Below are 20,011 nucleotides of genomic sequence, written 5' to 3'. Positions count from 1 at the left end.
GAATTGTAGGTCTGTGTTATAATGGACTTTGGGTAAAAGCAATGAACTTGAACATAACAAGGAGATCTTATGAAATCACTCGTACTATGTGAAAAACCGAGCGTAGCGAAGGAGATTGCGCGCGTTCTGGGTTGTAATCAGAAGAATAAAAGCTATTTAGAAGGACCGAATTATGTCGTGACTTGGGCACTGGGTCATTTAATTGAACTAGCTACGCCTGAGGATTACGATTCGAAATATAAGACCTGGAACTTAGAAGACCTTCCGATCATGCCGGATAAAATGAAACTGAAGATCATGAAAGAAACGTCGCATCAATATCGAGCGGTAGCTCAGTTATGTAAACGATCTGATCTTGCTGAGCTGATTATTGCTACGGATGCAGGACGTGAGGGTGAGTTAGTCGCTCGCTGGATTATGGAAATGGCAGGATGGCGCAAGCCGTTTAAACGCTTATGGATTTCTTCTCAGACGGATAAAGCCATTCGTGATGGTTTTGCACATTTAAAACCTGGACGTGATTACGACCATTTGTATGCATCGGCAGTATGCCGTGCGGAGGCGGATTGGATCGTTGGGCTTAATGTTACGCGTGCACTAACTTGTCGCTATGACGCACAATTATCAGCTGGTCGTGTACAAACACCAACGCTTGCGATGCTCATGGAAAGAGAGCGAGAGATTAACAACTTCAAATCGATTCCATATTGGACTGTAAATGTTGATTTAGGTAATGTACAAGCGCAGTGGCGTGATGGGAAGGGTAATGCGCGCATATTCGATAAATTAAAAGCAGATGCGATCGTAAGTCATACAAGCAAGGTATCGGCTTCTTTAAGTAAATTAACGAAAACAGAGAAATCCGAGCCTCATCCCCTAGCATACGATTTAACTGAATTGCAGCGAGATGCGAATAAGCGACTTGGATTCTCTGCTAAAATGACGTCGAATGTGCTGCAGCGGCTATATGAACAACATAAGATTGTGACATACCCTCGGACGGATTCCAGATATATTACATCAGATATGGTTCCGACACTGAAGAGTAGACTCGAAAGTGTGGCAGTTGGACCGTATGCAACATTAGCTAGAGCGGTTCTCCGTAAGCCACTTCAAGTAACGAAGCGAATTGCAGATGATAGTAAGGTGACGGATCATCATGCAATTATTCCAACGGAGCAATTTGTGAACCTGAATGCATTAAGCGCGGAAGAGAGAAAGCTATATGATCTGATCGTTCGTCGCTTTATTGCGTTATTCTATCCTTCTTATCGGTATGAAGAGACAAGTCTCACGATCAGCGCTGCGGGTGAGCAGTTCTATGCCAAAGGTAAAGTACAAAAGGACAGCGGCTGGAAAGAGGTTTATGGAAATGCACAAGACTCGGATTCTAGCGATGATGAGGAGCTTGATTCGGATGACCGCCACACGTCGAGACAGCAGCTTCCTGAACTTCGAGAAGGTCAGAATTTTAATGTAAAATCATGCTCTACATCCGAGCAATCAACCAAGCCTCCAGGTCGATTTACAGAAGCTACACTTTTATCTCAGATGGAAAAGCATAATCTAGGAACACCAGCTACGCGGGCTGATATTATTGAGAAACTCATCTCAAGTGATACGATTGAACGTCGAATAAATAATCTCGTGCCTACAGGTAAGGGGAAGCAATTGATTGAATTAGTTGCAGCCAAATTGCGTTCCCCTGAACTTACTGCCGATTGGGAGCAAGAACTGGAGCGTATTGCTAAGGGCAAAGGAAATCGCAAACAATTCATCCAAGGCATTCGAGATCAGACAAGAGAACTTGTGCAGGAAGTTAAGGATAGTGACATCGATTATAAACCGCATAATCTTACTCATTCCAAATGCCCCGAGTGCGGAGAATTTTTATTAGAACGTAACGGCAAGCGCGGCAAGACACTCGTATGCTCCAGTCGTACTTGTGATTACCGTCGCGCGGCAGAAGCGCCAGTCGTCAACAAGCGCTGTCCACAGTGCCGTAAGAAGATGGAACTGCACACAGGTAAAGCTGGTAAATACGTGCAGTGCCGGAAGTGTAATGTGATTGAAATGTTAGGTGAGCAAAGCGGACGTGTGAAAAAGAACGAACAAGCCAAGCTCATTAAGCAGTACAGCGATAATACAACCTTATCTTCGTCTTTAGGAGATGCACTGAAAGAAGCCATGAAAAAATTCGAGTAACCTATGACTCCAAGGAGGCTCAAGCTATGCTCTCGTCATTTCCGCCTATTATTCACGAACAATGCTCCATACTGATTCTAGGCTCGATGCCAGGTGCAGAATCACTTCGATTACAACAGTATTATGCACATCCACGGAATCATTTTTGGAAAATGATCTTTTGTATGTTTGGTGAGGAGGATGCTGGAAATTACGAGGGCAGGCTTGCATTTATTCGATCCCAAGGTATCGCGCTTTGGGATGTCTTAAGTCATTGTGAACGGGTAGGAAGCTTGGATGTAAACATTCAAAAACCGATCCCAAATGATTTTGCAGGTTTACTAACACAATACCCGAAGATTCGTCATCTTATTTTCAATGGCAGCAAGGCCTATGATTTATTTAATAAGCATGTAGATCTGAACTTAGATGGCCTCACGTTGCATAAACTTCCTTCATCAAGCCCTGCACATACAGTCTCAATAGAATCAAAATTGAAAAGCTGGTGTGTCATTCGTGAACTAGCAGGGAATTTTCGACATTTAGAGAACATATAAGTGGGGATAAAAAATCATAAGCTTATAGGTTAGGAGAGGAATAATGATGAAATGTCGTATTTGCCAATGGGTGAAAATTGTCGATATGGATGATGAGATTATTAGTGAGGTATTGTTCGAACATGGTGAGATTGATACACCTCTTATTATGATGGGCAGCTCTGTCGTGACACATGGGCTTGGCTTGAAACAATTTGAAGTCGTTAACGACACGCGCGAAGGTAAGCAAACCCGCAATAAAGTAGTCGATATTGAAATTGATCTATTAAGTAAACCGGAAATAACCAGAGTCATACTTGAACCGATTAAGCTTATTGTTGGACAGCATGATGTGGGATTAATTTATCAACAAAGCGAGGTAAAGTAATGTTTAGAATTTTTATCCTATTAGGATCGATTAATGCATTTTTAGCAGTAGCGCTGGGCGCATTTGGTGCACATGGGTTGCAATCGAAACTTTCTGAGAAGCTGATGGAAACGTTTCAAACGGGTGTGCACTATCATATGATTCATGCACTGGGACTACTTGCGATTGCATTTGCTTGTGAAAAACTGGGTAAAAGCAAGCTTGTACCTGCAGCGGGTTGGTCTATACTCTCAGGTATCATTCTTTTTTCAGGGAGTCTGTACGTATACAGCATGACAGAAATTCATTTTTTTGTCTTCCTGACACCTGTCGGTGGTGTACTCTTCCTGCTAGGATGGACACTTCTAACGATCGCTGCTTGGAAGAAGAAATAAATGGCGAATCACGTAGAAATAAGTCGAAAGTTGTTAGTTTTTCGGCAATTTTCGACTTTTTTACACGTTTCATTGAATTTTTTCGATAAATAAAGCAGGAGATAGAATGGATGCGTAGAATTAATATTACAAATTAAGCAAGGATAAGTTCGTATTTTTACAATATTCATTTCATCTAACTTCAAATGTGCTTCTCGCTTATCGAGATTGCAATTTTATATAGCACTTACATCAGCCATAGGAGGTATAACGATGAAATGGTTCTATGGAGCTTGCTATGTTCTGGTAGTAGTAGTCAGCTCTTTCTTCTTCAAGCCCCAGGCAGCTTTAGTTTATGCGTTTGCCTCATGTGCACTTGCCATCTTACTTTTGGTTCCAAGGAAGAAGGAATCCAATGAACAAGTAAACCATTCAGAAGCTGATCGTGGTTATGAAGAGACAAAGCAGTTGTTTCATTCACTGCTTTCAAACAGTCCGAATGCAATTGGTTTATGTAGTGTGGAAGGCCAGTTGTTACAGGTCAACCCTGCAGCTGAACAAGTTTTGGGATACCCAACAGAGTATTTAACTGGCACCTCTTTTTTATCTTATGTTGCTAGTGAATATCGTGAGGTAACGAAAAGCTCATTAGTTAGAGCAAGTGAAGGGGTTATACAAACGTTCGAAACGGCTCTATTACATAAGACAGGTTATCGTAGTGATATGATAACACGAGCTGTTCCTGTCCTTTTAAAAGATGTCGTACATAGCTTTCTTTTAATTTGTGAAGATAGTACTGATCGTAAACGTGCTGGTGAACAGATTCGTCACATGGCATTTTACGATGATATGACGGGGTTACCTAATCGGAGACTTTTCCGTGAAGAGTTGTTCAACAAGCTTGAGGCCAATAAACAAACACATGAGAAGTTGGCGGTCTTGTTTGTAGATATTGATGGGTTTCGCTTAGTCAACGAAGGTTTTGGGTTTGAGTATGGTAATATGCTGCTGCTTCAGCTTGCGGAACGCTTCACAAGATGTATAGGAGATGAGGATTTCCTTGCAAGGTCTGAAGGGGATCAATTCTCGATTTACTATGCGAATGTTCAGGACAGCCAACATGCACTCGAATTGGCGGATCGTATTAAGAAGGTCCTTGAACAGCCATTTTCTTTGGAAGAACTAGAATTACATATTACAGCTTCTATTGGCATTGTGCTACAAAACGCATATGACGATGATGCAGAGAATTTAATGAAAAATGCGAATATTGCATTAACAAGGGCGAAGGAAAAAGAGAAGAGCGGGATTGTTATTTTTAATATTGATATGCAATCATTCTCTTTACAACGTTTGAAATTAGAAAGTGATTTGCGCAGAGCACTCGTTCAAGATGAATTTGTACTTCATTATCAGCCGCAGGTTGATATCGATAGTGGGCAAATTATAGGTACTGAGGCTTTGATTCGTTGGAATCATCCGGAGAAAGGAATTGTTCCTCCAGGGGAATTTATTACGTTTGCGGAAGAGACGGGTTTAATTGTACCGATTGGTGAATGGGCTCTATTCGAGGCTTGTAGGCAAAATAAAGAATGGCAGGATAAAGGTTTTCTTCATGTTCCCGTATCCGTTAACTTGTCCATGCGACAATTCCTACAGCACAATATTAAAGGAAAGATTGCACAAGCTCTTGGGCAATCAGGACTTGAACCTAAATATTTGGAGTTAGAAATAACTGAAAGTATGACAATGGATGTGGAGAATGCGATTGTTTCCTTATTGGAACTCAAAAAACTGGGGGTCACGGTGGCTATAGATGACTTTGGAACGGGCTATAGCTCGCTTCATTATCTAAAGAAATTCCCAATAGATAAATTAAAAATTGATCGTTCATTTGTTCGAGATATTATGGAGGACCCGAATGATGCAGCCATTGTATCTACAATTATTGCGATGACTCGTCATTTAAATTTAAAAGTAATCGCTGAGGGTGTCGAGACCGAAGAACAGTTAACTTTCTTACATGAGAATCATTGTGATGAGGTTCAAGGTTACTGGTTCTCCCCACCAATCACTGCTGAACGAATGGGATTTATGTTGCAGCAGCATTTGGCCTCACTCCTTTCATCGGAACAAGAATTGAAGCAATTGTCATAAAAAAGCAGGTACCCTGATTTTAAAAGGGTACCTGCTTTTTTATGAGACAATGGAAAAATCATCAATTTCGTTTAATTGTAGTAGATATACTTTCTTTTCATCCACATGATAGACTGTAATATTTTGCAGTTCTGGATCGTAATTAAGAATTCGACAGGGAAGACTTAACTTAACGCCTTTTTCTTTAATAATCGAGAATCGGACAAGGGTGTTGTTTTGCTTTAATTGATCAATTTTATTTAGAATTGATGTCTGTTGTTCTTGGTTGGAGATTTTGGACATAATTGTTGATTTTGAAAGGGGTAAAGTTGGATATGTGGTGTTCTGTGGTCGAATTTGTTCAACCAAATCCCCGATTTTTATCCCAGATTGCACCTTGTAATCATGTACACAACTTGCTTGATTCAATACATGCAGCAGTTGTTCTACAGCGATGTGATTATTAGGTGCTTCAAGTAAAATCTCAACGGTAAATAGATGGAGTGATTTTGAATGATCTTTGTTAGCTGGTTCCATATACTCAAACAACATCCTTTTATATCTTATTCTCTTTAGCATATCTAATATAACATGACCTTCGAACTATATATAGAGATTAACTATAACTTTAGTAGGAAAGATAGTCATAAAGTAGGGATTTAACCGATTGAACCCGACAAACATATAATGCACTGAAACTGCTCGAAAGGACGTGGTGCATTAATGGTTCGTATGGACCCCCTTGATTTTGATGGACACACAGCAATCGCGATTGAAGTTCAATTACCAAAAACAACACTCCTAGTCGTGTCAACTCAAACAGGATATATTATGTGTGGGGCACTAGATGTTGGACTCTTGAATGAAAAGTTGAAAGACCGACATATTCTTGCTGGAAGGGCTGTTGGTGTTCGAACGATTGAAGATTTACTTCGTGCACCCTTGGAATCTGTCACTTATGCTGCAGAGGCAATGGGCATCACTGCAGGCATGAGTGGACGTGATGCGGTTAAGTTATTATTAGCCAGTGAGAATGAAGGGTGATCACACGTATACTCATGAAAAAAACGCCTAGATTTTGCTTGCTGTCTTTATTTCAGACTGCTAGCAGCCTATCTAGGCGCTTTGTATGCTAATTAAAAAGGGCAGCAAGCTGCTCCGGATAAGGAGCGCGCACGATTCCTTTTTCCGTAATAATAGCCGTTACATATTCATTGGGTGTGACATCAAATGCCGGATTGAATACTTTCACTCCAGCAGGTGCAGTACGTTTACCGAATCCTTGCGTAATTTCTTCATCTGGACGCTCTTCAATTGGAATGTCCTTACCTGTCTTCGTATTTAGATCGATTGTGGATAGTGGACAAGCGACATAGAATGGAATTCCGTGCGCCTTGGCAAGAACAGCGACAGAATAAGTTCCAATTTTATTTGCGACATCACCATTGGCAGCTACTCGATCTGCACCCACAATAACAGCCTGAACCCAACCCTTGGCCATGATCGCGCCTGCCATGTTATCGCAGATTAATGTGACATCAACACCAGCTTGTTGAAGTTCAAATGCGGTCAAGCGTGCGCCTTGGAGTACAGGTCGTGTTTCGTCAGCATAGACTTTAATCTTCCATCCCTTTTCATGTGCAAGATAAAAAGGAGCTAGAGCAGTGCCATATTTTGCTGTAGCAAGTCCACCTGCATTACAGTGCGTAAGAACGCCCATTTCATCTTCAAAAAGTTCTAGTGCGAACTCACCAATTTTGCGATTGGTTTCTTCATCCTCAGCATGGATTGCAATAGCTTCAGATAATAGACCTGTGAGCATACCCGCAATTGAATTCCCTGCATCATGCATTTGTGCAGCATGAGCTTTCATTCGATCAAGGGCCCAGAATAAATTGACTGCTGTAGGTCTTGAAGTTGCGAGCTCTTCAATGACTTGAAGGGTATGTTGGAAAAAGGCAGCACGATCTTGCCCGTTAGGATCTTGGCTCGTGTAGCCTTGTGCACCTAAATATACACCGTATGCAGCAGCAATGCCGATAGCTGGTGCACCACGTACCTTAAGATGGCGAATGGCTTCCCACACTTCATTTGCAGTTGTAAGGGGCAAATACACAATTTCCTCTGGTAGTAGACGTTGATCTAATAAATCCAGCTTCTCACCAGTCCAAATCAGGGATTGCAAAGCTGTAGTTTGAGAGAGATGTTCCTCTGGTGTTGTGCTCATCGTATGAATCTCCTTTTTTGCCGTAACTTAAGAGACGGTTTTTTCTAATATCACGCATTTTAATGCAAGTTCAACAATATCGTCAATGGAATTGGCTTCACGGTGGTGAAGAATGAACTGTTGTCCGAGATGAAGGGCAATTCGCTGCGCGCGTTCGCGCACTTCTGAATTTTCAATCTGGTCAATATCTGCAACATGGGCAAGTCCGATGACACGACGAACCATTTTGCATCCTGCAAATCCAACTGTATCACGCAGTAGCTGCAGCATATAATGATCTTGGTAACCAGTCGTTCTTGCTATCCGATCTACACCATGTTCGGTCCAAAGGGCACGGAATTCTCGTTCAAACACCGTCCACACTTCTTTCACTGTATCCGTTAAGTAACTGCGATAATTCTTGCAAGCATCTGAATCTGCACTCCAAGCTTCTTGTGCAGCAAAGTTAAGCATTAAATTCGCACATACCGCACCAATGTCGAATCCCATCGGACCATAATAAGCAAATTCAGGATCAATGACTTTCGTTGATTCTGGAGTTACGAAAATACTACCCGTATGCAGATCACCATGAAGAAGGGCTTGGCTGGACGTTAAGAACTTCTCGCGAAGGATAGCAACTTCAAGGAGTAAAGCTTCATTATTACGTATAAGATCCACTTCATCTTGTAGATGAGGTTCATAATTATTCGTATCGGCATCTGTATAAGGGTGATCGAAGATTAAATCTTCAGTTATTTTACACAAGTCAGGATTAATAAAGTTGTCAACTTGGCGTTTCTTATCTTGCTGATTCATTCCGAGATCAGAGGAGTAGAAGAGTGTACGAGCAAGGAAAGTTCCGATATGTTCACCAAACAGCGGATAACGTACGGTTTGCATCAATCCTTTGCGCATAATAACATGATCACTCAAATCTTCCATTGCGGTCACAGCAAGTGTAGGGTCATACGCATACACTTCTGGGACGAGTGTCGGACACACTTGGGCTTGAGCGATGAGCGCTTCACTTTCGATACGTGCACGATCCAGCGTCAAAGGCCAAGACTCACCTACAACTTTAGCATAGGGTAACGCTTGTTTAATAATCACACTTTTATCTGATTTTGTGTCAGTGATGTGAAAAACTAAATTTAAATTTCCATCTCCGATCTCGTGACATACAAGTTCAGAATCGGATGGGAAAATGTTTGACAAGCATTTTGCAAAAGAAATGGCATCAGACTCTGATAAAGGATGATATTGAGTCACCTATAATTCCTCCCCTTCATATAAAAAATGATTTAAATCATAGTATAGAATAAAAATGCCAAGCTGTCATTTGCTATGAAGTTGAGTAGACAAGTATAATAAGAGATACATAAATCTGCGGTATGAAACTATGAAAGTAATCACGTTGGAGGTGGTTGGATGTCCCAAAAAATCGCCCTCAAAGAGTGGGCTGTAGTTATTTCTGCTCTGGAGTCGGGTGAGCAAATTTGTTTGATGCGTAAGGGCGGAATTGCAGAGGAAACGAGAGAATTCCAAGTGAAATCAGAGATGTTTTATTTGTATCCAACCTTCGAGCATCAGCGCAAACATTTACTCAAAGCTACTTATCAAGATCGGATAGACAACACGCTAGCTGGCATGCAGACAGAGAAAGAAGAAGTGCAGATTACATGTTTGGCTAAAGTTGAAAAAGATATTGAGATCATGGACGATGATTTACTTTCTCGACTGCTTCCATTTCATATATGGACCGAAGCTTTTGCAGAGGAACGTTTAAGATGGAAGCGAAGTAAGCCGCTTCATCTATTGTTACTGCGCGTGTACAAGTTGGCAGTACCGCTTAAATTATCTGTATCCGCTGATTTCCTGGGTTGCAAGTCGTGGATTGAGTTCGACCATCTAGAGGAAGGTTCAATATTAGAGCCTGTTTTATCAGATGATGATTTCTCAAGGCAAGTAGAAGCAATCGAGGCAGCTTTGTCAAAAATAGGTGAAAAATAACGTTTATTGCTTTTCATCTTGGATATATAATAATATTTAATAGTTGAGAATCATTGAGAATCAAATTATAATGATTATCAAATAACACTAATTTAAAAGCTGGAGGTTACACAATGGGAAAAGCACCCACATTAACGATAGAAGGCCTTAAAGCAACAATTGAAGGAAAAGAAATTCTTAAAGGTTTAAATATAGAACTTAAGGGTGGAGAGATCCATGCGATCATGGGCCCGAACGGAACAGGTAAAAGTACACTTGCTTCTACGCTGATGGGTCACCCTAAATATGAAGTAACGGAAGGTTCGATTACTTTAAATGGTGAAGACGTCCTTGAAATGGCTGTAGATGAAAGAGCACGTGCAGGTCTTTTCCTTGCGATGCAATATCCAAGTGAAATCACAGGCGTAACAAATGCAGATTTCTTGCGTTCTGCTATCAATGCTCGCCGCGAAGAAGGTAACGAAATTTCATTGATCAAATTCATTCGTCAAATGGAAGGGAAAATGAAAGATCTTGAGATGAATAGCGAATTCATGCACCGCTACCTCAATGAAGGTTTCTCCGGTGGTGAGAAGAAACGTAACGAAATTTTGCAAATGCTATTGCTAGAGCCTAGCGTTGTTATTTTGGACGAGATTGACTCAGGTCTAGATATCGATGCGCTTCGTATTGTTGCTAATGGTGTAAACGCAATGCGCAGCGAAGATCGTGCATTCTTGATCATTACGCATTACCAACGTTTGCTTGATTACATCACACCAGATTTCGTACACGTCATGATGCAAGGTCGCATCGTGAAATCCGGTGGTCCTGAGCTTGCTCAACGTCTAGAAAAAGATGGTTATGATTGGATTAAAGAAGAACTCGGAATCGAAGACGAAACAGTTGGACAAGAAGAAGAAGAGTTCAAAGTACCAATGAACACAACAGCACCGAAGTACAGTTAAATTGGAGGAAAAGAAAATGACTGCACAAACTATTCTTCCAATCGACCGCCAAGCCGTAATCGACTTATCTCAAGCTAAGGGCGAACCGGAATGGATGACAACCCTTCGTGTTGAAGCTTTAGAGTTGGCTGGAACATTGGAACTACCCGTTTTAGAAAAAACAAGAATCGATCGTTGGGAGGTTTCCTCCTACGGTACTCATAAATCTGCAGCTCCGCTTGCTTCCATTCAAGAGCTGCCAGAGTCTCTACAAGCATTAGCAGCGGGTAATAACGTAATTATCCAACGTAACTCCGCTTCTGTTTATCATAAAGTTGCGGATGAACTTGCTGCACAAGGGGTTATTTTTACAGACCTAGAATCGGCTTTACAATCTCATGGTGATATCGTGAAGAAACACTTTATGTCCGTTGTGGCTAAAGACGAGAATAAAGTGACAGCACTTCATGCAGCATTATGGAGCGGTGGCGTATTCTTATACGTTCCTCGTAACGTGAATGTTGAAGTTCCGTTGCAAGCTTTATTCGTAACAGACGATAGTGAAGCAAACTTCGTACCTCACGTTCTCATTGTAGCGGAAGAAAATTCTTCTGTTACCTATGTAGAAAACTTTGAGTCCATCGGCAGCAGCCGTAATATGGTTCAAAATGGTGTTGTCGAAGTTATTGTTAAGTCTGGTGCTACTGTAAATGTGGCATCGATTCATGCACTAGGTGCTCATGTGACAGATTTGACTTACCGTAGATCTATTGTTGAGAATGATGCAACTGTGAATTTCGTAGTTGGTGAAATGAACAGCGGTAATTCGATGTCCGATACAACAGCTATTCTTAAAGGAAATGGCTCAAATTCCGATACAAAAGTCATTTGTGTAGGTTCAGATGAGCAAAAATTAAACATTACAACACGTGCCGTGCATTTCGGTAAAGTGTCCAATAGTGATATGATTACGCGTGCTGTTATGCGAGATGGCGCAACTGCGATCATCAACGGTATCACAAAGATTGAAAAAGGGGCAACAGGATGTAATGGTCAGCAGACGGAAAAAGTGCTGATGCTTAGTCCGAAAGCTCGTGGCGACGCGAACCCAATTCTACTTATCGATGAAGATGATGTAAAAGCGGGTCACGCAGCGAGCGTAGGTCAAGTGAATCCAGAACAAGTTCACTATCTGATGTCACGTGGTATTACAAAAGCTGAAGCACAACGCTTAATCATTTACGGCTTCCTTGCGCCGGTTGTATCTGAAGTTCCTATTGCGGTGATCGAGGAAGAATTACAACGTACGGTGGAGAGGAAGTTGGGTCAATGAACACTTCGGAAATCCGTAAGTTGTTCCCCATCCTGCATCAAGAAGTAAATGGACATCCGCTTGTATATTTGGACAGTGGCGCCTCTTCACAGAGGCCCATTTCCGTGATTGAAGCGATGAAGCACTATGAAGAATTCGATCACTCCAATGTACATCGTGGTGTGCACACATTAGGATCTCGTGCAACGGAAGCATATGAAGGAGCCCGCGCAAAGGTAGCACGGTTCCTGAACGCATCCTCTGAAGAAGAGATCGTATTTACTCGTGGTACGACTACAGCACTGAATTTAGTTGCAGGTTCGTATGCGAGAAGTGTGTGCGGTGAGGGTGATGAAATCGTCATTACACCGATGGAGCATCATGCTAACCTGATCCCATGGCAACAAGTGGCGAAGGCAACGGGGGCAACATTAAAGTATATCCCTTTGCAAGAAGATGGTTCTATTTCACTTGATGATGTAGAAAAAACAGTAACAGATCGTACGAAAGTTGTATCGGTTACGTATGTATCTAACGTGCTTGGATTAACGAATCCAATTCGTGAAATTGCAGCGATTGCACACCGTCATGGGGCTGTAATGGTTGTAGATGGTGCTCAAAGCACACCTCACATGAAAGTAGACGTTCAAGAACTTGATTGTGATTTTTATGCGTTTTCTGGACACAAAATGTGTGGACCTACTGGAATTGGGGCATTGTATGGAAAGAAGAAGCTGCTTAACAACATGGAGCCAATCGAATTTGGCGGTGAAATGATTGATTTTGTTGATCTTCAAGATTCCACTTGGAAAGATGCGCCTAGTCGTTTCGAAGCGGGAACACCGATGATTGCAAGTGCAGTGGGACTTGGTGCAGCAATTGATTTCCTTGAGCAAATTGGGATGGATAACATTGCAGCACACGATCGTAAACTTGCGCTTTATGCACAGAATCGTCTTTCTGAGATCGAAGGAATCACCATTTATGGTCCAAAAGAAAATCGTACGGGTCTAGTTACCTTTAATTTAGATGATGTGCATCCGCATGATTTATCTACTGTTGTTGACTCACTTGGAATTGCAATTCGTGCAGGGCATCATTGCTGTCAGCCGTTAATGCGCTGGTTGGGTGTTTCCTCTACAGCACGTGCAAGTTTCTATTTATACAATACAGAAGAAGATATTGATCGACTCGTATCAGCCTTACTTCACACAAAGGAGTACTTCGATCATGGACTTAGATAATTTATATCGACAAGTGATTATGGACCATTACAAGCGTCCACATAACCGTGGTCGTTTTGAAAATGGCGAAGTAGTAACAATTGATTTAAACAACCCGACATGCGGTGACAAAATTTCTCTACAAATGCAGATCGAAGATGGCATTGTAAAAGCAGCGAAGTTCGATGGAGAAGGATGTTCCATTTCGATGTCCTCTGCTTCCATGATGACTGATGCAGTGCGTGGTAAAACACTTGAGGAAGCAATTGCTTTAGCGGATAATTTTTCAGGCTTAATGAAGGGTCAGGATATTGAGTTTGAGTATGAAGATATCGCTGCTTTATCAGGTGTGAATAAATTCCCGGCACGTATTAAGTGTGCAACACTTGCTTGGAATGCACTTCGCAAAGGAATCGAACGATCACAAGAGTAGTAAACAAGCCGAACATTGGTGAATATAATAACGTAATAGGAGGTTAAACCGATGGCTAAATCAATGCCTGAAATGGAAGATTATAAGTACGGTTTTAGAGATGAGCATAAATCGATTTTTCAGTCTGGTAAGGGATTGACTCGCGAAATCGTTGCTGAAATTTCTGCAATGAAAGGCGAACCGCAATGGATGCTCGATTTTCGTCTTAAATCACTAGAGCAATTCTTTGCAATGCCTATGCCGAACTGGGGCGGTGATTTGAATGATCTTGATTTCAATGACATTCAATATTACGTAAAACCATCTGAGAAGCAGGGTAAGACTTGGGAAGAAGTGCCGACGGAAATTAAGGAGACCTTCGATAAACTAGGTATTCCTGAAGCTGAGCAAAAATTCCTTGCTGGTGTATCCGCTCAGTATGAGTCTGAGGTTGTATACCACAGCATGCAAAAAGATTTAGAAGATCAGGGTGTTATCTTTACAGATACTGACACTGCACTTCGCGAATATCCGGAGCTCTTTAAAAAGCACTTTGGTACTGTCATTCCACCAACAGATAATAAATTTGCAGCACTTAACTCTGCTGTATGGTCTGGCGGTAGCTTTATCTATGTACCAAAAGGTGTGAAATGTGAAGTTCCGCTTCAAGCATACTTCCGTATTAACTCCGAGAACATGGGTCAATTCGAGCGCACACTTATCGTTACGGATGAAGATAGCTTCGTTCACTATGTAGAAGGTTGTACAGCTCCTGTCTACTCTACGAACTCCCTGCACTCTGCAGTTGTAGAGATCATTTGTAAAAAGAATTCTCGTGCTCGTTACACAACGATTCAAAACTGGGCACCGAATATTTATAACTTGGTTACAAAACGTGCGGTTGCTGAAGAAAATGCGACGATGGAATGGGTTGATGGTAACATTGGTTCCAAGCTAACGATGAAATATCCAGCAGTTGTATTGAAAGGTCGCGGCGCTAAAGGTTCCGTACTTTCCATTGCGGTTGCAGGTAAAGATCAGCATCAAGACGCTGGTGCGAAAATGATCCACTTAGCTCCGGACACAACTTCAACTATTGTTTCCAAGTCGATTTCCAAGCATGGTGGTAAAGTAACTTACCGTGGTCTTGCTTCCTTTGGACGTAACTCAGAGGGTTCGAAGTCCAATATCAAATGTGATACTCTAATCTTAGATAATGAGTCCACATCTGATACAATTCCTTACAATGAAATCATGAACGACAACATTACACTTGAGCACGAAGCAACTGTATCCAAAGTATCTGAGGACCAATTGTTCTACTTGATGAGCCGCGGATTAACAGAAGCAGAAGCTACGCAAATGATCGTTATGGGCTTCATTGAGCCATTTACAAAAGAATTACCAATGGAATATGCAGTTGAGATGAACCGTCTCATCAAGTTCGAAATGGAAGGTTCGATCGGTTAAGCTTAGTTCCAAATAAAAGCCCTGCTAATATAAATTAGCAGGGCTTTATTATTAAGACATATGGATCATTTGGATTTCTAATTCTCGGTTCTGCGTTAAGTCAATGAACTCGTTATTAATTTGAATAAGCGGTCTGAAGAAATCCGTCTGATTAATCATGATAATCGTACCGATTTCGCCGGTTTCCAATGTTACCTTTTTACCAATAAAGTTTGGTACCATGTTCTTGATGAACACGTGAACCACATAAGGGTCAAGTTGTCCAAAACTCATGCGATATAGTTCTTTAAGTACATACAATAAGTCTTTTTTCTTCTGGAAACTACGATTAGAGATCATTGCGCTATAAATATCAGCCACAGCGACAATGTTGCTAATCGGGTTAATTTCTGATGATTTCTTACCGTGTGGGTACCCTGAGCCGTCCATACGTTCATGATGCTCCAAAGCAGCGATAGCTAATTCCTCGTCGTCCATTGAACCTATGATGAGCTCGTATCCATAGACCGTATGATTTTTCATTTCCTCATATTCTTCATCTGTGAGCTTGCCAGGCTTTATCAAGATATCCTTTGATATTTTACTTTTCCCGATATCGTGCAAGTAGCCGGCCTTACTGATATGCTTCGCTTCACTTTCCGTCTTACCCATCCAAGTAGCTATGAAGTAAGAGATTAATCCCACTTGTACACTATGTTGGAAGGTATAATCATCATCGCTGTTTAAGGAAAGAAGGAGTGCAACGACATCTTTTTCCATTTTAACCGTTGTGATTAAGGGGATGAAGGAGGCATCAGCACTTGAAGCATCCAGATGGTTATGAAGGCTTGTCTGTTCAAAAAGATCCTTGATTCCAGAAATCGCTTCTTCAAAGGCTGCAGTAGTGAAGTATGAACTATGATCGGTATACGTGCTGTCGATGAATATATCAGTTTGGCTAGAGTCAGCAATCTCTGATACAACATCTTGATCTTCGGAGTAATTAACACGAGGTTCAATACTTACCATATCAATGTTATGCTTTAGAAGGTAAGCGATATCATTCGAATTAATTGTCGTTTTGGCTGATAATAAATGAAGACCAAATGAATTATAAATATCTTCAGTTAGTTGATCTCCGATATGTAGATCGAATACAGGAATCCTCAAGCGGTTCACCTTCTGTAATTTCTGAATAGTTTTAACATTTTATCACATATTCAAGAATAACAGTTCTTTTTCCTTCTAGCAATGTATTTCTTATAAGTTATTAGATGTAATAATGAGCTAACTTTGAAAGTAGAATCAAGTCTCACATACCTAAATACTTGGCATATAAGCTTTTTGCTTGTGTAATGTTGTCAGTACCTTGAATCATAACTCTACCATCAGGGAAAATCATCATTCTTATATGATCATTAGGAGCAAACTTCAATAGGAATCGATTGCGTGTAGTCGTACCCAAGTGCTTTAATTTCTGTTCGATCTTCTCAAGTGAAAGGGCAGCAGCATGTATCGGATGAATTTGCACGGAGTCACGGCCACATAAGGTTTGGATCCACTCTTCTTCCATAATAGCATCCAAATACTCGAATTTTTTTTCGCCACATGCAGGACAATCCGCTTTCTTTGCTTTCGTTACGTCTATACTGCTAAAATGATTTTCCCACATATCCCATTGATTCATTTTGGATTGAAGATGATCGGTTGCTTCTACCAACAGCTTCGTAGCTTCTGCAGCTTGGAAAGAGGCGACCACATGAATGATAGGTCCTATAACCCCAGCTGTATCACAGGTATCAGTTGTTCCAACAGATGGTGCACTATGAAATAGACATCTTAAACATGGTGTTCGATCAGGAATGATTGTAAAGGATACGCCACGTGATGCAACGGCTCCGCCATATATCCATGGAATCTGATGTTTGACAGCGACATCATTGATTAAGAAACGCGCCGTGAAATTGTCCGTGCCATCTAGGATGAGATCGACCCCAGTTAATAAGTTTTCAGCGTTAGTAGGATTGAGATCGGCAATATGCGGTTCAATCTGAACAAGGGAATTAATCTTGCTAAGTTTATTTGCTGCGGCTATTGCTTTCGGTATGTTTTGCCGTGCATCTTCCTCATCGTAGAGCATTTGACGTTGGAGGTTGCTCTCTTCTACAAAATCTCGATCAATTAATCGGATATAGCCAACTCCTGAACGCACCATATGATTAGCTAAAACTGTACCGAGTGCCCCCATCCCAACGATGGCAACCCGGGCATGCATTAATTTCAGCTGACCAGTTTCACCTATTTGTTGAAAACGAATATGACGGGAATAACGTGGTGGGATTTCCATGTCCGTATGCTCCTCCAAACCATTTATTGTTGCATATTTCCAACAATGTGAGCATAACACAATTAGAAGCATAATTGATATGGAGATGGTATAATGAGCCTAGATTTACGGAGGTGAATAGCATTGTCACAAGACATTTCGAAGCTAGTTATTTTACATACAAACGATCTACATAGTCACTTCGAACAAATGCCAAAAATCACTCAATATGTGAGGGAGATGCGTGAGCGCATAGGCACAGAACGCTTACTGCTGCTAGATATTGGGGATCATATGGATCGCATGTTCCCACAGACGGAGGGTACATCCGGAAGATCAAATATAGAGGTGCTGAATGCATCTCATTATGAGGCGGCCGTGCTCGGTAATAATGAAGGGCTAACCTTTACGAGAGCTGATTTACAAGCTTGCTATGAAGAGCATGCGGAGTTTGCAGTCATTGGAAGTAATATGAAGGAAATGAAGAGTGGAGAAATTCCAGCTTGGATGGTTCCTTATATGATAATTGTTAAGAATGGTATTCGTATTGGTCTTGTTGGACTTACAATTAATTTTACGGCTTTCTATGAGGAATTGGGATGGAAGGTTGATGATCCATTCGAAAGTGCTGCACATTGGGCTCAAGTCTTGCGTCCGCAAGTAGATCTTCTCGTTGTCATGTCTCATCTGGGCATTCGTCATGATGAGCGTTTAGCACAAGAGGTAGAGGGCATCGATCTCATTCTAGGCGGGCATACCCACCATGTCATTGAAGAGCCAAGACTCATTGGTTCAACTTATTTATGTGCAGCAGGAAAGTTCGGAGAATATATCGGTGAGGTTCATGTATCATTCGATCAAGTGACTCGTAAAATTGTGCATGTTACTGGGCGTTTACAAGACACTGCTGATCTGGACGATGATGCTGAGATAGCAGCTATTATTGAACAAGCTGGAATTGACGCAAGAAGTGTACTAGAGCGAGAAGCAGCTAAACTTTCACAATCTTTGGATATCAATTGGTATGAGGAATCAACACTTGGTAACTTACTTGCTGCAGGACTCAGACGTTGGACGGGTGCTGAGATTGGGATTGTAAATGCGGGGCAGCTTCTAAGGGGGCTTCCAGCAGGTGTGGTTACAAAAGGAGATCTGCTAGATATTTGCCCGGGTCCGATCAATCCTTGTTGTCTTTTATTAACTGGAAATGATTTACTTGAAGCCTTGGAACAATCACTTCTATCTGAATTTACGCACAAACCAATTCGAGGCTTTGGATTCCGCGGCGAAGTGCTTGGCATGTTGTGTCTGGATGGAATAAATGTAAAATACGATTCGACAAGGCCTCCTATGGAGCGAATAACGGACATACGAGTTGGAGGCGAATCTTTTTCATTAGAGAAAGTTTATACAATCGGAACCATTGATATGTTTACGTTTGGAGTTGGCTATTTATCGCTAAGCAGGGGCACGAATATCCAATATTTATTACCTGAATTTTTACGGGATGTGCTCTGTTCACAGCTGCAGTTATCAGATGAAATTTCACAAGCTTCTACGAAACGCTGGATGGATAAATCTTAGTCCTTGACAAATTGTACTATTTTCAAAAATATGGTACGTTTAAGAACGGAGTACAAATCTAAATTATTTGAGGGTAGAGGTAGGTAGAGAATGTTAGATTATTGGGTAGCGGTGGTCATTGGAATCGTAGAAGGCTTAACTGAATTTTTACCTGTTTCATCCACGGGTCACATGATTCTCGCGCAAGCATTGCTTGGCATTTCTGAGGATGAGAAAATGATGAAAACATTCGAAATCGTGATCCAGCTTGGTGCGATTTTGGCTGTTGTGCTCGTTTACTGGAGAAGAATTTTAGATTTATTCGGTATCCGTGTTGGCGTGCAGAAGCACAAAAAGAAAAAAATGAATTTACTGCATATTTTAGCAGGTATCGTTCCGGTTATGTTATTGGCATTTATTTTTAATCATTTTATTGAAGAGTATTTATTCTCGAAGTATACCGTAATCGTCGGTCTCGTTCTCGGAGGTATCTTATTAATCCTCGGTGAGAACAAGAAACATACAAAACCTCTTATTGATGATATTGATGAATTATCATACAAGCAAGCTTTCCAAATTGGTTTATGGCAAATTGTATCACTCTGGCCAGGGTTCTCCCGTTCAGGTTCCACCATCGCAGGAGGGATGTTAGGCGGAGTAAGTCGCAGAGCTTCTGCAGATTTTACATTTATTATGGCTATTCCGATTATGTTCGCAGCTACGGGTTATTCATTGCTGAAAAGCTGGAAAGAATTTGATACAAGTTGGATCGGATTTTTCGGAGTTGGATTTATCGTTTCTTTCATTGTAGCGTTACTTGCAGTTGTGACTTTTATTAAGTTAGTAGGTAAAATGAAGCTTACTTATTTTGCCTATTATCGTTTTGCATTAGCAGCTTTCTTTATCATTTATCTATTTGTAACGAAGTAAGGTAGGAACTTAGTCCTGCTGTTGTCGAAAAGTGACGGTTTTCGTATTGATTTT

General features: G+C 41.2%; 19 protein-coding genes. 14 read left to right on the top strand and 5 right to left on the bottom strand.

Annotated elements, in window-relative coordinates; translation table 11 throughout:
* Positions 1–69 precede the first annotated feature (69 nt).
* The 5 genes from ACSBOP_RS16005 to ACSBOP_RS15985 all read left to right on the top strand — a co-directional run bounded on the left by ACSBOP_RS16005 (position 70) and on the right by ACSBOP_RS15985 (position 5,618).
* Positions 70–2,205 (top strand): DNA topoisomerase III, encoded by a 2,136-nt coding sequence (locus ACSBOP_RS16005; protein ID WP_442601521.1) that lies wholly within the window; start codon positions 70–72, stop codon positions 2,203–2,205.
* Positions 2,206–2,231: 26 nt separating this feature from the next.
* Positions 2,232–2,741, top strand: a complete 510-nt coding sequence (locus ACSBOP_RS16000) for a DNA-deoxyinosine glycosylase (RefSeq protein WP_442601520.1) — start codon at positions 2,232–2,234, stop codon at positions 2,739–2,741.
* Positions 2,742–2,784: 43 nt separating this feature from the next.
* On the top strand, positions 2,785–3,108 hold the full coding sequence (locus ACSBOP_RS15995; RefSeq protein ID WP_442601519.1) for a hypothetical protein: 324 nt from the start codon (positions 2,785–2,787) through the stop codon (positions 3,106–3,108).
* Complete coding sequence (locus tag ACSBOP_RS15990; RefSeq protein ID WP_442601518.1) at positions 3,108–3,482, top strand: DUF423 domain-containing protein; 375 nt, start codon at positions 3,108–3,110, stop codon at positions 3,480–3,482. The genes ACSBOP_RS15995 and ACSBOP_RS15990 overlap by 1 nt, the downstream gene beginning before the upstream one ends.
* A gap of 252 nt (positions 3,483–3,734) precedes the next feature.
* Positions 3,735–5,618 (top strand): putative bifunctional diguanylate cyclase/phosphodiesterase, encoded by a 1,884-nt coding sequence (locus ACSBOP_RS15985; protein ID WP_442601517.1) that lies wholly within the window; start codon positions 3,735–3,737, stop codon positions 5,616–5,618.
* A gap of 39 nt (positions 5,619–5,657) precedes the next feature.
* Here ACSBOP_RS15985 and ACSBOP_RS15980 read toward each other — a convergent pair whose 3' ends face one another.
* Positions 5,658–6,134 (bottom strand): hypothetical protein, encoded by a 477-nt coding sequence (locus ACSBOP_RS15980; RefSeq protein ID WP_442601516.1) that lies wholly within the window; start codon positions 6,132–6,134, stop codon positions 5,658–5,660.
* 186 nt (positions 6,135–6,320) lie between these two features.
* Between ACSBOP_RS15980 and ACSBOP_RS15975 the strand changes: the two genes are divergently transcribed.
* Positions 6,321–6,641: a YunC family protein gene (locus ACSBOP_RS15975; RefSeq protein WP_442601515.1), complete on the top strand. Its 321-nt coding sequence runs from the start codon at positions 6,321–6,323 to the stop codon at positions 6,639–6,641.
* A gap of 88 nt (positions 6,642–6,729) precedes the next feature.
* Here ACSBOP_RS15975 and mtnA read toward each other — a convergent pair whose 3' ends face one another.
* Both mtnA and mtnK read right to left on the bottom strand, forming a co-directional pair.
* Positions 6,730–7,824: an S-methyl-5-thioribose-1-phosphate isomerase gene (gene mtnA / locus ACSBOP_RS15970; RefSeq protein ID WP_442601514.1), complete on the bottom strand. Its 1,095-nt coding sequence runs from the start codon at positions 7,822–7,824 to the stop codon at positions 6,730–6,732.
* Between the two features lie 27 nt (positions 7,825–7,851).
* The gene (gene mtnK / locus ACSBOP_RS15965; protein ID WP_442601513.1) at positions 7,852–9,075 is read right to left on the bottom strand and encodes an S-methyl-5-thioribose kinase; all 1,224 of its coding nucleotides are present in this window, start codon (positions 9,073–9,075) and stop codon (positions 7,852–7,854) included.
* A gap of 159 nt (positions 9,076–9,234) precedes the next feature.
* On the opposite strand from mtnK, the gene ACSBOP_RS15960 reads away from it, so the two are divergent.
* The 6 genes from ACSBOP_RS15960 (at position 9,235) to sufB (ending at position 15,159) form a co-directional block, all read left to right on the top strand.
* Complete coding sequence (locus ACSBOP_RS15960) at positions 9,235–9,816, top strand: DUF1802 family protein (protein ID WP_442601512.1); 582 nt, start codon at positions 9,235–9,237, stop codon at positions 9,814–9,816.
* Positions 9,817–9,929: 113 nt separating this feature from the next.
* The gene (gene sufC, locus ACSBOP_RS15955; RefSeq protein WP_442601511.1) at positions 9,930–10,763 is read left to right on the top strand and encodes a Fe-S cluster assembly ATPase SufC; all 834 of its coding nucleotides are present in this window, start codon (positions 9,930–9,932) and stop codon (positions 10,761–10,763) included.
* A 16-nt stretch (positions 10,764–10,779) separates the two neighbouring features.
* Entirely contained in the window at positions 10,780–12,075 is a 1,296-nt protein-coding gene (gene sufD, locus ACSBOP_RS15950; RefSeq protein WP_442601509.1) for a Fe-S cluster assembly protein SufD, read from the top strand.
* The gene (locus ACSBOP_RS15945) at positions 12,072–13,298 is read left to right on the top strand and encodes a cysteine desulfurase (protein WP_442601508.1); all 1,227 of its coding nucleotides are present in this window, start codon (positions 12,072–12,074) and stop codon (positions 13,296–13,298) included. Before sufD ends, ACSBOP_RS15945 begins: the two co-directional genes overlap by 4 nt.
* Positions 13,285–13,710, top strand: coding sequence for a Fe-S cluster assembly sulfur transfer protein SufU (gene sufU / locus ACSBOP_RS15940; RefSeq protein WP_442601507.1), 426 nt, complete (start codon positions 13,285–13,287; stop codon positions 13,708–13,710). The genes ACSBOP_RS15945 and sufU overlap by 14 nt, the downstream gene beginning before the upstream one ends.
* Positions 13,711–13,761: 51 nt before the next feature.
* A complete protein-coding gene (sufB, locus tag ACSBOP_RS15935) occupies positions 13,762–15,159 on the top strand; it encodes a Fe-S cluster assembly protein SufB (RefSeq protein ID WP_442601506.1) in 1,398 nt (465 codons plus the stop codon).
* A 51-nt stretch (positions 15,160–15,210) separates the two neighbouring features.
* Here sufB and ACSBOP_RS15930 read toward each other — a convergent pair whose 3' ends face one another.
* Together ACSBOP_RS15930 and ACSBOP_RS15925 are read right to left on the bottom strand one after the other, a co-directional pair.
* Entirely contained in the window at positions 15,211–16,317 is a 1,107-nt protein-coding gene (locus ACSBOP_RS15930) for an HD-GYP domain-containing protein (protein WP_442601505.1), read from the bottom strand.
* Positions 16,318–16,450: 133 nt separating this feature from the next.
* Positions 16,451–17,485: a ThiF family adenylyltransferase gene (locus tag ACSBOP_RS15925; protein WP_442601504.1), complete on the bottom strand. Its 1,035-nt coding sequence runs from the start codon at positions 17,483–17,485 to the stop codon at positions 16,451–16,453.
* 123 nt (positions 17,486–17,608) lie between these two features.
* Here ACSBOP_RS15925 and ACSBOP_RS15920 point away from each other — a divergent pair, with 123 nt between their 5' ends.
* Both ACSBOP_RS15920 and ACSBOP_RS15915 read left to right on the top strand, forming a co-directional pair.
* A complete protein-coding gene (locus ACSBOP_RS15920) occupies positions 17,609–19,048 on the top strand; it encodes a bifunctional metallophosphatase/5'-nucleotidase (RefSeq protein ID WP_442601503.1) in 1,440 nt (479 codons plus the stop codon).
* Between the two features lie 90 nt (positions 19,049–19,138).
* Positions 19,139–19,957, top strand: a complete 819-nt coding sequence (locus ACSBOP_RS15915) for an undecaprenyl-diphosphate phosphatase (RefSeq protein ID WP_442601502.1) — start codon at positions 19,139–19,141, stop codon at positions 19,955–19,957.
* Positions 19,958–20,011: the final 54 nt, after the last annotated feature.

Source organism: Paenibacillus sp. KN14-4R (assembly GCF_052180255.1).
In the GTDB taxonomy this organism is placed as follows: Bacteria; Bacillota; Bacilli; order Paenibacillales; family NBRC-103111; genus Paenibacillus_AM.
The sequence above is the reverse complement of the archived record's forward strand: the minus strand, read 5'-3'. Positions and strand labels throughout refer to the sequence as shown.